Raw genomic sequence first — 17,075 nt, forward strand, 5'->3', positions numbered from 1 at the left:
TCAGAGGGCCTCGTTGCGCTGCAGGTAGGCGAAGGAGGCCCAGCCGGGCAGGACCGGGAACCAGAAGGTGAGCACCCGGTACAGCAGCACGGCGGAGGCGGCGGTCCCCGGGGTGAGGCCGGCGAGGGTGAGGCCGGTCGCGAGGGAGAGCTCCACCGCGCCGAGACCGCCGGGGGTGGGGGCGGCCGAGCCGATGGCGTTGCCGGCGAGGAAGACCACGGCGACGGCGGCGAAGCTGAGGGATTCACCGAAGGCGCGCACGCAGGCGTCCAGGCAGACGACGAAGAAGATCGTCAGCAGCAGGGTGCCGGTGAAGCCCTCGGCGATCTTCCGGGGGGACTGGAGCACGTCCAGCAGGCGCGGGACGACGCCGGAGAAGAGCGAGCGCACGCGTGAGGTCACCATGCGGCGCAGGCGCGGCACGCCCATCAGGAACAGCAGCAGCACGGCCACGGCGAGCAGCACGAAGACCAGGGTGCGCGACGGGGTGAAGGACGCGGCCGTGGCGGAGCCGGTGATGTAGGCGAACAGCAGCAGCAGCGCGATGTGGAAGGCGAGCCCGACGAACTGGGAGGCGCCCACGCTCGCCACCGCCTGGCCCGGTGGGATGCCGCGCTTCTGCAGGTAGCGGGTGTTGATGGCGACGCCGCTCACCGCGGCCGGGGCGACGAGTTTCACGAACGAGCCGGCGAACTGCACGAGCACGGTACGGCCGAGCGGGAGCTTCTCCGGCACGAAGCCCATGAGCATCAGCGCGGCGGCGACGTAGCTCAGCATCGCGGCGGCGAACGCCACCCCGGTCCAGCCCAGATCCGCCGAGGTGATCATGCTCAGGTTGCTCTGGCTCGTCGTCAGGTAGGTGATCAGGAGGTACGCGGCGAAGGCGCTGGCGATGATCGTGACGAGGGTCCGCGGGCGGAACCGCTCCAGGCGGACCGTCTCGGCCTCGGCCCGGGGCTCCAGCTCGGCGATGTGCTCGCGGAGCGCGGGCAGCAGCTCCTTGTTCCTGCTCAGCGCGGCCCGGGTCTCGCGGGTGAGCGCGATCCGCTGCAGCAGCGGGAGCGCCGTGGCCAGCATGTGCGGGCCCGCCACGCTCGCCGCGGCACGGACCGCGCGCTCGGCCCCGACCCGCAGGCCGAGGTAGGTCAGCAGCTGGGCGACGTCGAGGCTGAGCAGCAGGTCGCCGGCGGCGATCTCACCGCTGCGCACGTCGGTCAGGACGACCTGGCCGTCCTCGCCGACGTGGATGCTGTGGCCGTTCAGCCTCCGGTGGGCCAGCCGCTGGACCTGCAGGAGGAGGACCTGCTCCCAGATCCGGGCGAGCAGGTCGTCGTCGAGCTCCTCGTCGGGGATGTCCTCCAGCGCGCGGGTCGGGAGGTGCTCGTAGACGAGCAGCGCGGCGTCCGAGCCGATCTCGCTGGTGCCGACGAGGTGGGGGGTGCTGGCTCCGGACGCGTGCACGGCGTAGGCCATCAGGGCCTCGCGCTCCAGCTCGGCGCGGAGCGAGCGGATGGCCTTGCGGCGGGTCTCGGAGCTGAGGAGCATGCGCCGCCAGAGGCGGTAGAGCAGGCCGGCCACCTGGCGGTCGCGGTCGAGGACGGTGACGTCGAGGCGGGTGCCGTCCCGCAGCCCGATGGCGTAGCGGCGGCTGCTCTGCTGGTCGTCGTCTAGCCTGCGGGCCTTGACCGGCTGGTAGCCCATCTTGCGGACGGAGGCGACGATCGCGCTGCCGGGCGGGCGGGTGTTGGGGCTGCCCACGCCGTACAGGGTGGCGTAGCCGACGGCGAGGCCGACCAGGACGGAGACGACGATGCCGAGGACGGTGGCGGCCAGTCCGGCGAAGAGCGCGACCGCGTTCACCGCGACCGCCGTCCACAGGGCGGTGCGCCAGGTGGGGCGGTTGGAGATCCGCACCGCGGTGGCGTAGGCGATGATCGAGGTGAGCAGCGTGTTGAGCGGCTCGACCCCGCTCCGCCCGCCGGTGAGCAGCAGCCGCAGGTCCTCGGCGCCCGCGGCGATGATCCACTCGCCGAGGACGAAGGAGAGCACCATCGCGGAGATGGCCGCGAACAGGCCCTCGGCGACCCGCAGGCCGTCGCGGTGGATCACCCGTTCGATCGCGTAGGCGGCGGGGATGGCGAGCATGGCGCCGCCGCCGAGCACGCCGACCAGTCCGCTCAGCAGGAACGGCACCCGCCTGGTTCCCTCGGTGACGTCGGCCTCCAGGCCGTTGAGCGTCTTCTTGGCCACCAGCGCGAGGAGGATGACGGCCGCCAGGACGAACAGGGTCGCCAGGAAGCGCAGGGCGTCGGAGGGGCGCCGGATGCGCTGGGGCAGCAGCGGCTCGACGACGAGCACGGCGGGGTCGCCGCCGGACGGTGTGCCGGCGGCGGGAGCCGTGTCGCCGCGTTCCTTGATAATCCTCACCGCCTGCGATTCTGCCCGTTCCGTGTCACGTCCGCGTCACTGATCTTCTTTCCAGTCTCCCCGGCAGAAGCGGGACGTGTCACACCGCCCTGCCGCGAGATGTGCCGCCGCCCTTTTCCCCGCGGCTTTCCGGTGGCTTTCCCAGGCCCTCCCGGAGGCCCTTTCCCGGGATTCTCGCCGGGAAAGGGCACCGGGTACGGCCCGCAGCGGCGCACAGGCCCGATCCCGTCTTCCCGGCGGCCGTCTCCCGCACGGGCGCGTCCGGGTCCGGGCCCGGCTCCGAGACGGAGAATTGACCCGCCGGTTCGCGGGATCGGCGGACCGGGGCGGCGGCGGACTGGAAAGATCGTCACTATGTGTAGTCGCCCGTCCGTCCTCGGCGCGCCGCCTCCGTCGCAGGGGACCGCACCGGCCGCCTCCCGGGCGTCCCCCGGGCGCGCTCCCGTCGCCCAGCGGCCGTCATGAGGCCCGCCGCAGAGTCCCGGAGTCCCCGGTTCGGCACACGGTCCGGCGCGCGGCCCCGGAAACGCCCGGCACACCGATCTGACTCCACTCGATAACAAATGTCGATCGGGGCTTACTACGTCCGTTAATCCCCGCTATGTTCCGCTTGATCGCGATCACGGGGGATTGCCCGCTTCACTGCTGTTAGAGGAGTTCCGCATGCGCGCACGCGCGTACAAGGGCTTACTGGCCGCCGTCACCGCGGCCTCCACCGCGGCCCTGGCCTCCGCCACCCCCGCCGGCGCCGTCGCCGTCCCGGACCCCAAGGCGTTCAGCCAGACCATCAATGCCCCCACGGTCAAGCGGCACCTGGAGAGGTTCCAGGCGATCGCCGACGCCAACGGCGGCACCCGCGCCTCGGGCACCCCGGGCTACGACGCGTCGGTCGCCTACGTGGCGAACCGGCTGCGCAGAGCCGGCTACCGGGTGACCCTGCAGGAGTTCGAGTTCCCCTTCTTCCGCGAGATCACCAAGACCACGATGAGCCGGGTCGCGCCCGAGCCGAAGACCTACACCCGGATGACCGACTTCCGGATCATGACCTACTCCGGCTCGGGCACCGTCACCGCGCCGGTCCAGGCCGTGGACGTGACGATCCCCCCGAGCGAGACGCCCAACAGCTCCTCCTCCGGCTGCGAGGCGAGCGACTTCGCCGGCTTCACCCCCGGCAACATCGCGCTCATGCAGCGCGGCACCTGCAACTTCCAGGTCAAGGCGGAGAACGCCCAGGCCGCCGGGGCCAAGGGTGTGATCATCTTCAACGAGGGCCAGCCCGGTGAGGGCGCGAACGACCGCCGGGTCCTGCTCAACGGCAACCTCAACGCGCCGACCACGAACATCCCGGTCGTCGGCACCACCTACGCGGTCGGCGCGGAGCTGGCCGCCGCCGGCACGACGGTCACCCTGAGCGCCCAGACCGAGGGCGACCCGCAGCGCAAGACGCACAACGTGCTCGCCGAGAGCCGCCGGGGCGACGCGGACAAGGTCGTCATGCTCGGCGCCCACCTCGACAGCGTCACCGAGGGCCCCGGCATCAACGACAACGGGTCGGGAAGCGCGGGCGTCCTGGAGACCGCGATCCGGCTCGGGCACCTGCCCTCCAAGAACAAGCTGCGCTTCGCCTTCTGGGGCGCCGAGGAGCTGGGCCTGCTCGGCTCCGAGCACTACGTGGCCAACCTCTCCGCCGAGGAGAAGGCCAAGATCAAGCTCTACCTGAACTTCGACATGATCGGCTCGCCGAACTACACCTTCGGCATCTACGACGGCGACGACTCCGACGGCGTCGGCTCCCCGGCCGGCCCCGCGGGCTCCGACAAGATCGAGAAGACCTTCGAGAAGTACTTCCAGCTGGTGCGCCAGCCGTACACCGGCGCGGACTTCACCGGCCGCTCGGACTACGGCCCCTTCATCGAGGCCGGCATCCCCGCCGGCGGCCTGTTCACCGGCGCCGAGGGCATCAAGACCGAGGCCGAGGCCGCGAAGTTCGGCGGTGAGGCCGGGGTGGCGTACGACAAGTGCTACCACCAGGCGTGCGACACCATCGCCAACATCAACGACAAGGCCCTGGCCGTGAACAGCGGGGCGATCGCCTTCGCCGCGCTCACCTACGCCTACAGCCCGGCCCTGCCCGGCGGCGGCACCCCCGGCACCAACACGCCGGGGACCGGCGGCGGCGGTCTCGGCCACGGCCACGACCACGACCACACCGGCGCGCTGAGCTAGCCGGCGCCCGCACGAGGGGGTACGGCCGCGGCAGGCCGTACCCCCTCCTCCGTTCTCGCCGATAAAGTCGGGGGTATGCCGCGCGAACTGCAGATTCTGGGGGCGTGTCCGCTGGACTGCCCGGACACGTGCTCGTGGGTCGTGACCGTGAGGGACGGCGAGGCCGTCAAGATGCGCGGCAACCCCGACCAGCCCTACACCCGCGGCGCGCTGTGCGTGAAGGTCAACCGCTACCTGGAGCAGACGCGCTCGCCGGAGCGCGTCCTGCACCCGCTGCGGCGGGTCGGCCCCAAGGGCTCGGGCGAGTTCGAGCGCATCTCCTGGGACGAGGCTCTGCAGGAGATCTCCATACGGCTGCGCGCGATCGTCGACGAGCACGGCGGCGAGGCGATCTGGCCCTACGTCGGCACCGGGAGCCTGGGCTACCTGCAGGGCTGCGAGGGGATCGCGGGCCGGCGGTTCTGGAACGTGCTCGGCGCCTCCCGGCACCGCCTGAACATCTGCGCGGCGGCGGGCAACGAGGGCCTGCGCCAGGTCAACGGCACGCCCGGCGGCATGGACCCCGAGGACTTCGCGCACTCGAAGCTGATCCTGCTCTGGGGCACCAACACCCTCACCAGCGGGCACCACCTGTGGAAGTTCGTCCAGGAGGCCCGCGCGGCCGGGGCGCACGTGGTGGCGATCGACCCGGTCCGGACCCGCACCGCGGAGCAGGCCGACGAGCACCTGCCGATCCGGCCGGGCACCGACACGGCCCTGGCGCTCGGGCTGCTCCACGTGGTGCTGGCCGAGGGCGCGCAGGACGACGACTACCTGGCCCGGCACACCGAGGGCTGGGAGTCCTTCCGCGAGGAGATCCTGCGCCACCCCCCGGCGCGCGTCGCGGAGATCACCGGCCTGCCGGAGGAGGACGTGCGGGCGCTGGGCCTGCGCCTGGCGCGCACCCGCCCCACCGGCATCCGCGCCACGATGGGCATCCAGCGGCACGCGGGCGGCGGCGCGACGCTGCGCGCGCTGGCGGCCATCCCCGCGGTGACCGGCGACTGGCGCCACCCGGGCGGCGGGCTCGCCTACTCCACCAGCGGCCACATCCACCTGGACATCGACACCCGCGACGACCTGCTGGCCCGGCCGGTCCGCACGCTCACCATGACCAGGCTGGCCTCGGAGCTGGACGAGTCGGTGAAGTGCCTGTGGGTCTACGCCGCCAACCCGATGGCCTCCTCCCCCGACCAGAACCGCATCCGGGAGAAGCTGCTCCGCGAGGACCTGTTCACGGTCGTGATGGAGCAGTTCCCGACCGACACAGCCGACTACGCCGACATCGTGCTCCCGGCGACCATGCAGACCGAGCACATGGACCTGCACGCCGGCTACGGGCACATGTACCTGCTGTGGAACGAGCCGGCCACGGCGCCGGCGGGCGAGTGCCTGTCCACCACCGAGACGTTCCGCCGCCTGGCCCGGCACATGGGGCTGACGGAGCCGTCGCTGTACGACTCCGACTTGGAGCTGGCCGAGCAGCTGCTGTCCTCCGGCCACCCGTCCCTGGAGGGGATCACGCTGGACCGGCTCCGCAAGGAGGGCTGGGTCCGGCTGAACGTGCCGCGGCCGTTCCTGCCCTTCGCCGAGGGCTTCCCGACGCCCTCGGGCCGGCTGCGCTTCCCGCAGGGCCCGGCCTACGTGCCGCCGCACACGGCCACCGCCTCGCGGGAGCGGTACCCGCTGGCGCTGGTCACCCCGGCCCCGCACACGTTCCTCAACACGACCTTCGGCAACAACCCCGAGCTGCTGCGCCGCTCCGGCGGGCCCCGGGTCACGGTGAACCCGCAGGACGCGGCGGCGCGGGGCCTGGCCGCCGGGCAGCGGGTGCGCGTGTTCAACGAGCACGGCGCGTTCGAGGCCGAGGTGGAGATCAGCGAGCGGGTACGGCCCGGCGTGGCGGCCTCCACGAAGGGGCACTGGCGCAAGCTGAGCCCGGGCGGCGCGGCGGTCAACGCCGTGGTGGGCGAGCGCGACGCCGACCTGGGCCGGGGCGCCGTCTACCACGACAACCTCGTGGAGATCGCCCCGCTCTGACCCCGGATCCCCGTCCCCGGATCCCCGTCCCCGGAGTCCGGGTGCGGGCCCGGTTCGAGGGGGCCCGGTTCGAGGGGCGACCCCGGCGCAGGTGCGGGCCCGGGGGGAGGACCCGGCTCGGGCGTGGGCCCGGCCGCTCAGGCCAGGTCGAGCTTGTAACCCTCGTGGGAGGCGGTGAAGCCGAGGGACTCGTAGAAGCGGTGGGCGTCCCGGCGCGACTTGTCGGTGGTGAGCTGGGCCATGAGGCAGCCGCGCTCGCGCCCCCGGTCGAGCGCCCACTCGATCATCTTCCGGCCGAGCCCCTGCCCGCGCAGGGCGGAGGTGATCCGTACGGCCTCGATCTGCAGCCGCCAGGCACCGCGGCGGGCGATGCCGGGGATGTAGGTCAGCTGCATGGTGCCCACGAGCTCGCCGTCCAGCTCGGCGACGATCAGCTCGTTGTTCGGGTCGGCCTCGATGGCGGCGAAGGCGGCGCGGTGCTCCTCTCCGTAGGAGCCCGTGCGGGCGGCGGCGATGGCGTCGTCGGCGATCATGGCGACGACGTGCGGGAGGTCGCCGAGGCCGGCGGTGCGGAAGGTCACGGGCATGCGGCCAACCTACCGGCGGCGCCGGCGCGGCCCGCCCGGCGCACCCCGGTCACCACCCCGGTCACCGGTCCGGCCGCCGTCCCGCTCACCGGCCCGGCCGTCGATTCGCGCGCCGCCCCGGGCGGTGTTCCGGTCCGTGCCCCTGCCCGTGCCCCGGTCCGCCCGCACGAACGCCTGCAGGCAGCCCGTGAGCTTCTCCACCAGGGCGAGCACGTCCGCCCGGCGCTCGGCGCGGAGCCACGGCCAGGACATCCAGACCGGCAGGGAGAGGACGACGATCACGAGGATCGGCAGGATGAGCAGCGCGACCACCGCGACGCGCTGCCACCGAGCGAGGGCGAACATGGATCCCCCCTGGTAGGCCGACATGGGGGGCACCTGACTCCCGACGGGCCCAACGCTACCGCGCCGCCGCACGCCGCGCACGCTGCACTCGCACATTCTTTCGAAAACGTGCCAACGGCGCGGACGCCGTCACGCGGGCCGGATCGGTGGAAATCCCGAGGCCGGTGGGGCCGGCGGCTAGGGGGGGAATCAGGGTCGCACCCCGATGCGGCCGGCGGGGCCGGAGAGGCAGCCTGAGGGCATGGGAAACGACACGAAGAACGAACTGACCCGGCGCGACGAGATGTCCCTCGCCGGCGCGGCCCTGCGCGGCGCGCCCTGGAAGGCCGCCGCGGTGACCGGTGGCGCGGCCGCGGCCGCCAGCTTCGGCATGGGCGTCGTCCTTCCCGGGGACGCCGACCTCACCTGGGCGCTCTGCCTGGGCATCGCCCTCTTCTCGCTGGTCGCGACGGTCGGCTCCACCGCCCGGCCCGGCAGCGGGGACCGGGCGACCCGGCAGGCCCGGCTCTGGGCCCTGCGCCGCCCGTGGCGCTTCTCCCTCTATCCCGCGCTCGGCTCGGCCGCGCTGATGTACCCGGTGCAGCTGATCGTCGACCAGCAGGGCCCGTTCAGCGCGGCCCTCGACTCGCTCCAGGGCGGGGTCGCGGTCTACCTGGTCACCGCGGTGCTGACGCTGGTCCTGCGCGGGCGGGGGCAGACGTCCCTGCCGCACGGCCACTGAGCGGGCCCGGGCGGGCGGCGGCAGGCGACCGGTCCCGCCTCCGCCGGAGTCCCGCCGGAGCCGCCGGCGGAAGTCCCACCGGAGCCCTCGGCGGAACTCCCACCGGAGTCACCGGCGGCTCCATCGCCGGAGCTCCCGCCGGAGTCACCGGCTGCGCCGCCGCGCCGCTCCGGCCCCCGCCGGGGTCAGGCCTGGGCGGACCCGGCCTGCTCCCGCTCCGCCTCGCTCCGGCAGACGCAGAACTCGTTGCCCTCCGGGTCGAGCATGGTCACCCAGCCGGAGCCGTCGGGGTTGCGCCGGTCCGCCTGGATGGTGGCGCCGAGGCCGAGCAGGCGCTCGACCTCCTGGTCGCGGGTGCTGCCGGCGGAGCCGGTGACGTCCAGGTGGACGCGGTTCTTGGCGGTCTTGCCCTCGGGGACCTTGATGAAGAGCAGGTTCGGCGTGCCGAGGAGGAGGACCTCGTCGTCGTCCTTGTCCGTCGCGGGGTGGATCTCGGCGCCCGTGGCGTCCCGCCAGAAGGTCGCCAGCTCGTACGGCGCGGCGCAGTCGAAGGTCACGAAGTGAACGTCAATCATGCGTCCACCCAACCGCGACACCGTCTAAACCGTCAAGCTGGTGTTGTAACCCCTTAAAGAACTAAGCCGGTTACGTTGCCCGCGCCGTGCCGGTCACCCGGTCCCCGCCGGGGTCGTGTCCCACCAGAGCGTGACCAGCCGGCCCCGGAGCACCGGCCACATGTCCAGCTCGACGGCGGCCGCCACCACCTCCTCCGCCCGCCCGGGGTCCAGGCAGAGCCGGCGGCAGGCGCTCTCGGCCAGCTCCTCCAGGCTCGCGAACCGCGGCTGCGGATCCGGGTGCTCCTCGCGGCGCACGCCGTACCCCAGCTCCCGGACCAGCGCCTCCACGTCGCCGGCCGTGGGCCGCTCGGGGCGGACGAGACCGTGGAAACGCGCCCAGAGCGGGTTGAGCCAGCTCATCGGGTGGTGGTGGGTGAGCTCCAGGACGACCCTGCGCCGGGCGTGCCGGGTCAGCTCGGTCAGGAAGCCGGCCAGGTCCGGCACGTTGTAGACGACGTGGGCGGCCACCGCGACGTCGGCCACCGGCACCCGCTCCGCCACGTCGGGCCAGCGGCCCAGGACCGTCCGGGCCGGCACACCCAGCTCCTCGGCCCGGGAGTCCAGCTCGGCCAGCATCGCGGCGGAGGTGTCGACCGCGACCAGCCCTCCCGGACCGCCCGCGACCGCACCGCCCCGACCGCCCCGACCGGCCCGGCCGCCGCCGGCCTCACCCGCCGCGCCCGCACCCCGTGCCCCGCCCGGCGGCACACCCGGTGGCACGCCGGGACCGGCGGCGCGCGGCCCGAACAGCGGCAGAGACGCCGCCCCCGTGCCGGCGCCCACGTCCAGGACGGTCCCGCCGGGCGGGAGCGCCTCGGCGAGCCGGTCCCGCGTCGGGCCGCCCGGGTCCCGCAGCGCGTGGTCGGTGCGTCCGGCGAACCGGGCCGGCGAGTGACTCCACGGGTCGGCCGGGGCCCGCGCCGCGATCTCCTGCGGGATGCCCCACTCCGAAAGGTCCGCCCGCCAGCGTTCGGCCAGCTCGGCCAGGATCTGCCGTTCCCTCATGCGACGAGCCTAGAAGAGCCCGCCCCGCCGGTCGATCACCGTCCGCGCAGACTCGACCACTCTCCGGTCGGCTGTACGGTTCGGGCAGGTCACGGTCTATCCACAGACATGTGACGAACCTCCCGGACATGGCTGTTTCTGCGGGTTACCGGCGGGTAGCATTCTGGGTAAGGTTACCGACCAGTACGTGCCTATCCCCGGACCCCCGGTTTCAAGGAGCAGACCTCATGGGCCACTACAAGAGCAACATCCGTGACCTGGAGTTCAACCTCTTCGAGGTGTTCGGCCGCCGGGAGATCCTGGGCACCGGGCGCTTCGCGGAGCTGGACGAGGACGTCGTACGCACCATGCTGGACGAGCTCAACCGCCTCGCCACCACGGTGCTCGCCGACTCCTTCGAGGAGGGCGACCGCACTCCCCCGGTGTTCGACCCGGCGACCAGCACCGTGAAGATGCCCGAGGGCATCAAGAAGTCCTTCTACGCCCTGCGCGACGCGGGCTGGACCAACCTCGACCTCCCCACCGAGCTGGGCGGCCCCGGCCTGCCCCGCAGCATCGCCTGGGCCCTCGTCGAGCTCGTCCTCGGCTCGAACCCCGCCCTGTGGATGTACGCCAGCGGCCCCGGCTTCGCCCACATCCTGCACACCATCGGCAACGACGAGCAGAAGCGCTTCGCCGAGATGGCGATCGAGCGCCAGTGGGGCTCCACCATGGTGCTGACCGAGCCGGACGCGGGCTCCGACGTCGGCGCCGGCCGCACCAAGGCCGTGCAGCAGCCTGACGGCACCTGGCACATCGAGGGCGTCAAGCGCTTCATCACCAGCGCCGAGCACGACATGGCGGAGAACATCTTCCACCTGGTGCTGGCCCGTCCCGAGGGCCACGGCCCCGGCACCAAGGGCCTGTCGCTCTTCCTGGTTCCCAAGTACCACGTGGACCTGGAGACCGGCGAGCTCGGCGAGCGCAACGGCGTCTACGTCACCAACGTCGAGAAGAAGATGGGCCTGAAGGTCTCCACGACCTGCGAGCTCACCTTCGGCGAGAAGCACCCGGCCGTCGGCACGCTGGTCGGCGACGTGCACGCGGGCATCAAGCAGATGTTCATGGTCATCGAGCAGGCCCGCATGATGGTCGGCACCAAGGCCATCGCCACGCTCTCCACCGGCTACCTCAACGCGCTGGACTACGCCAAGTCCCGCGTCCAGGGCGCCGACCTGACCCAGATGGCCGACAAGACCGCCCCGCGCGTCACCATCACGCACCACCCGGACGTCCGCCGCGAGCTCATGCTCCAGAAGGCCTACGCCGAGGGCATGCGGGCGCTGGTCCTGCTCACCGCCACCTACCAGGACGCGGTGCAGATCGCCGAGTCCGAGGGCCGCCGGGACGAGCACGCCGAGGCGATGAACGACCTGCTCCTCCCGCTGGTCAAGGGCGTCGGCTCCGAGCGCTCCTACGAGATGCTCTCCCGCTCGCTGCAGACCCTCGGCGGCTCCGGCTACCTGCAGGAGTACCCGATCGAGCAGTACATCCGGGACGCCAAGATCGACTCGCTCTACGAGGGCACCACCGCGATCCAGGGCCAGGACCTGTTCTTCCGCAAGGTCCTGCGCAACCAGGGCGTCGCCCTCGGCTCGCTCTACAACGACATCAAGGCCTTCGCCGCCTCCGAGGCCGGCAACGGCCGCCTGAAGGAGGAGCGCGCGCTCCTCGCCGAGGCCGCCGACGAGGTCAAGGCCATGGCCGACACCCTGGCCGGCTGGGCCCTGGGCTCGATGGAGGCCCCGAAGGAGGTCTACAAGGTCGGCCTCAACACCACCCGGTTCCTGCTCGCCCTGGGCGACCTGGTGATCGGCTGGCTGCTGCTCCGCCAGGCCGAGATCGCGCTGAACGCGCTGGGCTCGGCGGATGAGGACAAGGCCTTCTACACCGGCAAGGTCGCCGCCGCCTCCTTCTTCACCAAGACCGTCCTGCCGCGCATCGCCGCCGAGCGCCGCGTCCTGGCCGAGACCGGCCTGGAGCTGATGGAGCTGCCGGAGGACGCGTTCTAAGACCTTCCGAGACCTCCAGAGGTCTCCCGAGGCCCCTCGTGGCCTCGAGGTCCCACGCTCGCCCGCTCCTGCCGCGGGCGGGCACCGAGGGGGCGGTCCCGTGTCACACGGGGCCGCCCCCTCCGCGTGTCCACCACCTGTGCCCACCACGCCCGTCGGCCCGGCGTATCCACGGGGGTTGACCCGGCTCCAAATTTTTCTCATACTGAGATTGTCTCAATCTGAGAAGGACTGGCGATGGATGAACGCGAAGACCTGGCCGACTACGACCCGCGGGCCTATCCGCCGGTCGCCGTGACGGTCGACGTGGTGGCTCTCACGATCATCGAGGGCCTGCTGCACGTGCTCCTGGTCGAGCGGGGCGAGCCTCCCTTCGCGGGGCGCTGGGCACTGCCGGGGGGCTTCATCCGGCCGGGCGAGGACCTGGACCAGGCCGCGATCAGGGAACTGGCCGAGGAGACGGGCATGACCGCCTCCGTCGCCGGGGAGCCGGCCGCGGCCGAGGGACCGGCCGAGGAGACCGCCGTGACCGCCTCCGCGTCCGGGGAGCCGACCGAGGGGACGGCCGTGGCGGGCCGGGTCCACATCGAGCAGCTCGCCAGTTACGGGGCGCCCGGGCGCGACCCCCGGATGCGGGTCGTCTCGGTCTCCTACCTGGCGTTCGCTCCCAGACTGCCCGACCCGCGGGCCGGATCGGACGCCTCCGACGCCGCCTGGATCAGCATCGACCACCTGCCGGAGCTGGCCTTCGACCACGAGCGCATCCTGGACCACGCCCTGGAGCGGGCCCGCGCCAAGCTGGAGTACACCCCGCTGGCCACCGCCTTCGCCGGCGAGACCTTCACCATCTCCGAGCTGCGCGGGGTCTACGAGGCGGTCTGGGGCGTCCCGCTGCACGCCGGCAACTTCCACCGCAAGGTCCTTTCGGTCCCGGGGTTCGTGGAGAGCACCGGGCAGACCACCGAGAGCGGCGGCCCCCGCGGCGGCCCCCGGGCCAAGCTCTACCGGGCCGGCGACGCCAGGCTCCTCCACCCGGCCCTGCTGCGGCCCGAGCGGGAGGAGGAGATCCGGTGACCGCCCCCCGGCCGCCCGATCCCGCCCCGGCCCGCCGGGGAGGAGACCCGGCGGCCACCGCCCGGCCGCCCGGCCCCGCCCCGGAACGCGCGCGAGGACACCCGGCGGCCACGACCGCCGAGGCGATCGCCCTGGTCTGCGCCGCCAGGACCCCCCGGGACCTGTTCGGCGGCGACGCGCCGCGCCGGACCTACCGGCGGCTGGCCCGGCTCCTCCACCCCGACCTGACCGCCGCTCCCGGCGCCCCGGAGGCCTTCGCCCGCCTGGCCGCGCTCTGGGACGCCGCCCTGCGCGACGGGACCGGCGGGACCGGTGCGCCCGGCGAGACCGGGGAAACCAGGGAAACCGGCAGGACCGGGGAGACCGGGGAGACCGGGGAGGACCGCACCGGTCCGGAGGAGACGGTCGTCACCACCCGCCGGGGGACCCACCGGATCGGCCGGACCCTCCACCGGGGCGCCACGGCCGTGCTCCGCGCCTGCGAGGGCGACCTGCTGGTCAAGGTGCCGCTCCGCCCGGCCGACAACGACCTGCTCCGGCGCGAGGCCGAGGCGCTGCGCACCCTGGAGCGCGAGGCCGACCCCCGGCTCCTGCCGTACGTGCCCCGCCTGGCCGACTCCTTCCGGCACCGCGCAGGCGGAGTGGAACGCCAGGTCAACGTGGTCAGCCGGGTCCCGGACGGCTTCCTCACCCTCGACGAGGTACGGCGCCGCCGGCCCGTGCTCGACCCCCGGGACACCGCGTGGATCTGGCGGCGGCTGCTGGTGGCGGTCGGCACGGCGCACCGGGCCGGGATCGTGCACGGAGCCGTCTTCGGCCACCACGTCCTCGTCCACCCGATCGAGCACGGCCTGGTGCTCGTCGACTGGAGCCAGTCGGTCCCGACCGGCGCCCCGCTGACCGCCCTGGTCGCCCGGTGCCGCGAGGACTACCCGCCGGACGTCCTGGCCCGCCGGCCCGCCACCGAAATCCTGGACATCCGGCTCGCCACCCGCTGCGTCGCCGCCCTGATGGGCGTACGCCCCGACCAGACCGGCCCGGACTGCCGGAACGTTCCAGCACGCATGCGCGCCTTCCTCCGCGGCAGCCTGCTGGCCCCGCCCCGCGACGCCTGGCGGCTCCTCGCCGAGCTCGACGAGCTCCTGGAAGACCTCTACGGGCCGCGGAGATACCGCCCGCTCCGGCTGTGAGAACCCCGGACAGCACGCCCCCGACGACCTCCTCTGCGAAAGAAGATCCCCATGGGAAGCGGCATCTGGTCCACCGACGTCTACTCCGCCACCTCCCGCCTCCGGGCGGCCACCGGCGCCAGCGCCTTCGCCCACACCGACGGCGGCGCCCGCACCGTGCACGACGAGCTGAACCCCTACGGCGTGGCGGTCCGGGAGAGCCGCGACTCCGCCGAGCACCCCTCCTCCCTGGCCGTGGCCGTGCTCTTCGACGTGACCGGCTCGATGGGACGCGTGCCCCGCGTCCTGCAGACCCGCCTGCCCGACCTGCTCGGCCTGCTGCTGCGCAAGGGCTACGCCACCGACCCGCAGATCCTGTTCGGCGCGATCGGCGACGCCACCTGCGACCGGGCCCCGCTCCAGGTCGCGCAGTACGAGTCCGACAACCGGATGGACGAGCACCTCGGCAGGATCCTGCTGGAGGGCGGGGGCGGCGGCCAGCTGACCGAGTCCTACGAGCTGGCGATGTACTTCATGGCCCGGCACACCTCGATCGACTGCCACGAGAAACGGGGCCGCCGGGGCTATCTGTTCATCATCGGCGACGAGCTGCCGTACCCGGAGGTGAAGCGGCGCGAGGTCGCCGCGGTGATCGGCGACCGGCTGGAGCGGGACATCCCGACCCGGGAGATCGTCGCCGAGCTGACCCGGATGTACGACGTCTATTTCATCCTGCCCGCCGGGACGAGCCACTCCCGCAACCGCACGGTGAGGGAGACCTGGCGCGGGCTCCTCGGGCAGAACGTGCTGGAGCTCGACGACCTGGACGCGCTCTGCGAGACCATCGCGCTCACCGTCGGCCTGGGCGAGGACGCCGTCGGCCTCGAGGAGGGCCTGGACCACCTGGCGGAGATCGGCTCCACCGCCGGCGCCTCGGTCTCCCGGGCGCTGGCCCCCCTGGGCCGCGCTCCGCTCGCGACCGGCGGCGGCCCCGGCGGCCTGCTCGGCCCCGGCGACGGTCCCGGAGAGGGCGGGAGCGGGGTGATCAGGCTGTGAAGGACCACGTGATCGTCGTCGACCTCGGGTACGGCGACGCCGGCAAGGGCACCGTCGTCGACTGGCTCTGCGCGCAGGGCGGGGTCTCGGCGGTGGTCAGGTTCAACGGAGGCGCCCAGGCCGGGCACAACGTCGTCCTGCCCGACGGCCGGCACCACACGTTCTCGCAGTTCGGGTCGGGGACCCTGCGCGGCGTGCCGACCCACCTGTCCCGGTTCACGGTGGTGGACCCGTTCGCGATGACCGCCGAGGTCGACCACCTGCGCCGGATCGGCGTCCCCCACCCGTACGGCATGCTCACCATCGACCGGGAGGCCCTGCTCGCCACGCCGTACCACGTGGCGGCCGGGCGGGCCCGGGAGCTGGCCCGCGGCGAGAACCGGCACGGGTCCTGCGGGATGGGCGTCGGCGAGGTGATGGCCTACGCGCTGGAGAACCCCTTCATGGCCCCGAAGGCCGGCGACTGCGAGCGGCCGTGGGCGCTGGCCCGCAAGCTGGCGGCGCTGCGTGAGCGGCTCGGGGAGGCCGGGCCGCCGGTGGCCGACTGCGTGGCGGCCTACCGGGCCTTCGCCGAGCGGGCGATCCTCGTCGACTCCTCCTACACCGCGGCCCTGCTGCGCAGGCGGCCCGTCGTCTTCGAGGGCGCGCAGGGGGTGCTGCTCGACGAGTGGCACGGCTTCCACCCCCACACGACGTGGAGCACCACGACCTTCGCCAACGCACTGGAAATGCTCGACGGGGCGGCGGCCGTACGGCTCGGCGTGCTGCGCACCTACACGACGCGGCACGGGCCGGGCCCGCTGGTCACCGAGGACCCCGGCCTGCGCCTGCCGGAGCCGCACAACCGGGACGGCCGCTGGCAGGGCCCGTTCCGGAGCGGGCACTTCGACGCCGTCGCGCACCGCTACGCGCTGGCGGTGGCGGGCGGCGCGGACGCCCTGGCCCTGACCCACCTGGACGCGCCGGTCCGGCGGATGTGCCACTCCTACGACGTCGGTGAGATCCCGGTGGGGCGCAGGGGCGACCTGGCCGGGCAGGCCCGGCTCACCGCGCTGCTGGGCCGGGCCCGCCCCCGCTACGGCGATGGGATCGGTGACTGGCCGGAGGCGGTCGCCGAGGCGCTGGGCGTGCGCGTCTGGCTCGGCTCGTCCGGCCCGACCGCCCTGGACAAGACGCTGATCACGCCGGGCGAGCCGCGCGGCGGCGACCTGCGCCTGCTGGCGAGCGCCCGCTCCCGCCGCACGGCCCGCTCCACGGCCGCGTCCCCGTCCCGGCCGCCCACCCTGCGCTGGGCGTGACCGGGCGGCTCCGGCAGGTCGCCCGGAAGGATCCAGCGGGCCGCCCCGGGCCGGGAGCCGCGCCGGGTCCCGCTCAGACCTCGAACTGCACGGCGGCGCGGGAGGCCAGGATCGGCTTGATGCGCTCGGCGATGACGGCCTGGTGCACCGGGTGGTCCCGGTAGACGGCGTAGTCCTCGGCGTCGTCGAAGTCGGCGACGATCGCCAGGTCGTGGTTGCCGGGGGAGACGCCCGCGTCGGCGCCGAAGGCGTAGGAGCGGATCTGCGGGATGGCCCCCGGCAGCGTGCCCAGCGCGGTCAGGACGGCGGCCTTCTGCTCGTCGGTGGCGTCGGGGGTCCAGGCGAGCAGCACGACGTGGCGGAACATGGTCTCCCTCTCGGTTCGCATGGCCGCCAGCGTACGGCGGGCCGCCCGGCCGC

At 73.4% G+C, this 17,075-nt stretch carries 14 protein-coding genes; 8 read left to right on the forward strand and 6 right to left on the reverse strand.

Annotated elements, in window-relative coordinates:
- The gene (locus tag ACFOWE_RS30570; RefSeq protein ID WP_377293979.1) at window positions 1–2,427 is read right to left on the reverse strand and encodes a lysylphosphatidylglycerol synthase transmembrane domain-containing protein; all 2,427 of its coding nucleotides are present in this window, start codon (window positions 2,425–2,427) and stop codon (window positions 1–3) included.
- A 663-nt stretch (window positions 2,428–3,090) separates the two neighbouring features.
- Here ACFOWE_RS30570 and ACFOWE_RS30575 point away from each other — a divergent pair.
- Both ACFOWE_RS30575 and ACFOWE_RS30580 read left to right on the forward strand, forming a co-directional pair.
- Entirely contained in the window at window positions 3,091–4,653 is a 1,563-nt protein-coding gene (locus ACFOWE_RS30575) for a M28 family metallopeptidase (protein ID WP_377293981.1), read from the forward strand.
- A 75-nt stretch (window positions 4,654–4,728) separates the two neighbouring features.
- A complete protein-coding gene (locus ACFOWE_RS30580; RefSeq protein ID WP_377293983.1) occupies window positions 4,729–6,732 on the forward strand; it encodes a molybdopterin-containing oxidoreductase family protein in 2,004 nt (667 codons plus the stop codon).
- 137 nt (window positions 6,733–6,869) lie between these two features.
- On the opposite strand, the gene ACFOWE_RS30585 is transcribed toward ACFOWE_RS30580, so the two are convergent.
- Together ACFOWE_RS30585 and ACFOWE_RS30590 are read right to left on the reverse strand one after the other, a co-directional pair.
- Window positions 6,870–7,319 (reverse strand): GNAT family N-acetyltransferase, encoded by a 450-nt coding sequence (locus tag ACFOWE_RS30585; RefSeq protein ID WP_377293985.1) that lies wholly within the window; start codon window positions 7,317–7,319, stop codon window positions 6,870–6,872.
- A 9-nt stretch (window positions 7,320–7,328) separates the two neighbouring features.
- Window positions 7,329–7,688, reverse strand: coding sequence for a hypothetical protein (locus tag ACFOWE_RS30590; RefSeq protein ID WP_377293987.1), 360 nt, complete (start codon window positions 7,686–7,688; stop codon window positions 7,329–7,331).
- Between the two features lie 217 nt (window positions 7,689–7,905).
- Between ACFOWE_RS30590 and ACFOWE_RS30595 the strand changes: the two genes are divergently transcribed.
- Complete coding sequence (locus ACFOWE_RS30595) at window positions 7,906–8,385, forward strand: hypothetical protein (RefSeq protein ID WP_377293989.1); 480 nt, start codon at window positions 7,906–7,908, stop codon at window positions 8,383–8,385.
- Between the two features lie 185 nt (window positions 8,386–8,570).
- On the opposite strand, the gene ACFOWE_RS30600 is transcribed toward ACFOWE_RS30595, so the two are convergent.
- Together ACFOWE_RS30600 and ACFOWE_RS30605 are read right to left on the reverse strand one after the other, a co-directional pair.
- The gene (locus ACFOWE_RS30600; RefSeq protein WP_377293991.1) at window positions 8,571–8,960 is read right to left on the reverse strand and encodes a VOC family protein; all 390 of its coding nucleotides are present in this window, start codon (window positions 8,958–8,960) and stop codon (window positions 8,571–8,573) included.
- Window positions 8,961–9,053: 93 nt separating this feature from the next.
- Window positions 9,054–10,007 (reverse strand): methyltransferase domain-containing protein, encoded by a 954-nt coding sequence (locus tag ACFOWE_RS30605; RefSeq protein ID WP_377293993.1) that lies wholly within the window; start codon window positions 10,005–10,007, stop codon window positions 9,054–9,056.
- Window positions 10,008–10,234: 227 nt separating this feature from the next.
- On the opposite strand from ACFOWE_RS30605, the gene ACFOWE_RS30610 reads away from it, so the two are divergent.
- The 5 genes from ACFOWE_RS30610 (at window position 10,235) to ACFOWE_RS30630 (ending at window position 16,655) form a co-directional block, all read left to right on the forward strand.
- Window positions 10,235–12,058, forward strand: a complete 1,824-nt coding sequence (locus ACFOWE_RS30610) for an acyl-CoA dehydrogenase (protein ID WP_377293995.1) — start codon at window positions 10,235–10,237, stop codon at window positions 12,056–12,058.
- 237 nt (window positions 12,059–12,295) lie between these two features.
- Window positions 12,296–13,132, forward strand: a complete 837-nt coding sequence (locus ACFOWE_RS30615; RefSeq protein WP_377293997.1) for an NUDIX hydrolase — start codon at window positions 12,296–12,298, stop codon at window positions 13,130–13,132.
- Window positions 13,129–14,322 carry a molecular chaperone DnaJ gene (locus ACFOWE_RS30620; protein ID WP_377293999.1) on the forward strand — a complete coding sequence of 398 codons (1,194 nt, stop codon included), beginning with the start codon at window positions 13,129–13,131 and terminating at the stop codon, window positions 14,320–14,322. Before ACFOWE_RS30615 ends, ACFOWE_RS30620 begins: the two co-directional genes overlap by 4 nt.
- A gap of 51 nt (window positions 14,323–14,373) precedes the next feature.
- Window positions 14,374–15,357 (forward strand): hypothetical protein, encoded by a 984-nt coding sequence (locus ACFOWE_RS30625; RefSeq protein ID WP_377294001.1) that lies wholly within the window; start codon window positions 14,374–14,376, stop codon window positions 15,355–15,357.
- Window positions 15,354–16,655: an adenylosuccinate synthetase gene (locus ACFOWE_RS30630; protein ID WP_377294003.1), complete on the forward strand. Its 1,302-nt coding sequence runs from the start codon at window positions 15,354–15,356 to the stop codon at window positions 16,653–16,655. Before ACFOWE_RS30625 ends, ACFOWE_RS30630 begins: the two co-directional genes overlap by 4 nt.
- A gap of 73 nt (window positions 16,656–16,728) precedes the next feature.
- On the opposite strand, the gene ACFOWE_RS30635 is transcribed toward ACFOWE_RS30630, so the two are convergent.
- Window positions 16,729–17,043 carry a Dabb family protein gene (locus ACFOWE_RS30635; RefSeq protein WP_377294005.1) on the reverse strand — a complete coding sequence of 105 codons (315 nt, stop codon included), beginning with the start codon at window positions 17,041–17,043 and terminating at the stop codon, window positions 16,729–16,731.
- Window positions 17,044–17,075: the final 32 nt, after the last annotated feature.

It is taken from the genome of Planomonospora corallina (assembly GCF_042650625.1).
Classification (GTDB): Bacteria; Actinomycetota; Actinomycetes; order Streptosporangiales; family Streptosporangiaceae; genus Planomonospora_B; species Planomonospora_B corallina.

Bases quoted from the DNA above. Each gene is read 5' to 3' on its own strand.
- ACFOWE_RS30635 (WP_377294005.1), bottom strand. From the start codon at position 17,043: ATGCGAACCGAGAGGGAGACCATGTTCCGCCACGTCGTGCTGCTCGCC.
- ACFOWE_RS30600 (WP_377293991.1), bottom strand. From the start codon at position 8,960: ATGATTGACGTTCACTTCGTGACCTTCGACTGCGCCGCGCCGTACGAG.
- ACFOWE_RS30595 (WP_377293989.1), top strand. From the start codon at position 7,906: ATGGGAAACGACACGAAGAACGAACTGACCCGGCGCGACGAGATGTCC.
- ACFOWE_RS30605 (WP_377293993.1), bottom strand. From the start codon at position 10,007: ATGAGGGAACGGCAGATCCTGGCCGAGCTGGCCGAACGCTGGCGGGCG.
- ACFOWE_RS30585 (WP_377293985.1), bottom strand. From the start codon at position 7,319: ATGCCCGTGACCTTCCGCACCGCCGGCCTCGGCGACCTCCCGCACGTC.
- ACFOWE_RS30575 (WP_377293981.1), top strand. From the start codon at position 3,091: ATGCGCGCACGCGCGTACAAGGGCTTACTGGCCGCCGTCACCGCGGCC.
- ACFOWE_RS30590 (WP_377293987.1), bottom strand. From the start codon at position 7,688: ATGTCGGCCTACCAGGGGGGATCCATGTTCGCCCTCGCTCGGTGGCAG.
- ACFOWE_RS30580 (WP_377293983.1), top strand. From the start codon at position 4,729: ATGCCGCGCGAACTGCAGATTCTGGGGGCGTGTCCGCTGGACTGCCCG.
- ACFOWE_RS30615 (WP_377293997.1), top strand. From the start codon at position 12,296: ATGGATGAACGCGAAGACCTGGCCGACTACGACCCGCGGGCCTATCCG.
- ACFOWE_RS30625 (WP_377294001.1), top strand. From the start codon at position 14,374: ATGGGAAGCGGCATCTGGTCCACCGACGTCTACTCCGCCACCTCCCGC.
- ACFOWE_RS30610 (WP_377293995.1), top strand. From the start codon at position 10,235: ATGGGCCACTACAAGAGCAACATCCGTGACCTGGAGTTCAACCTCTTC.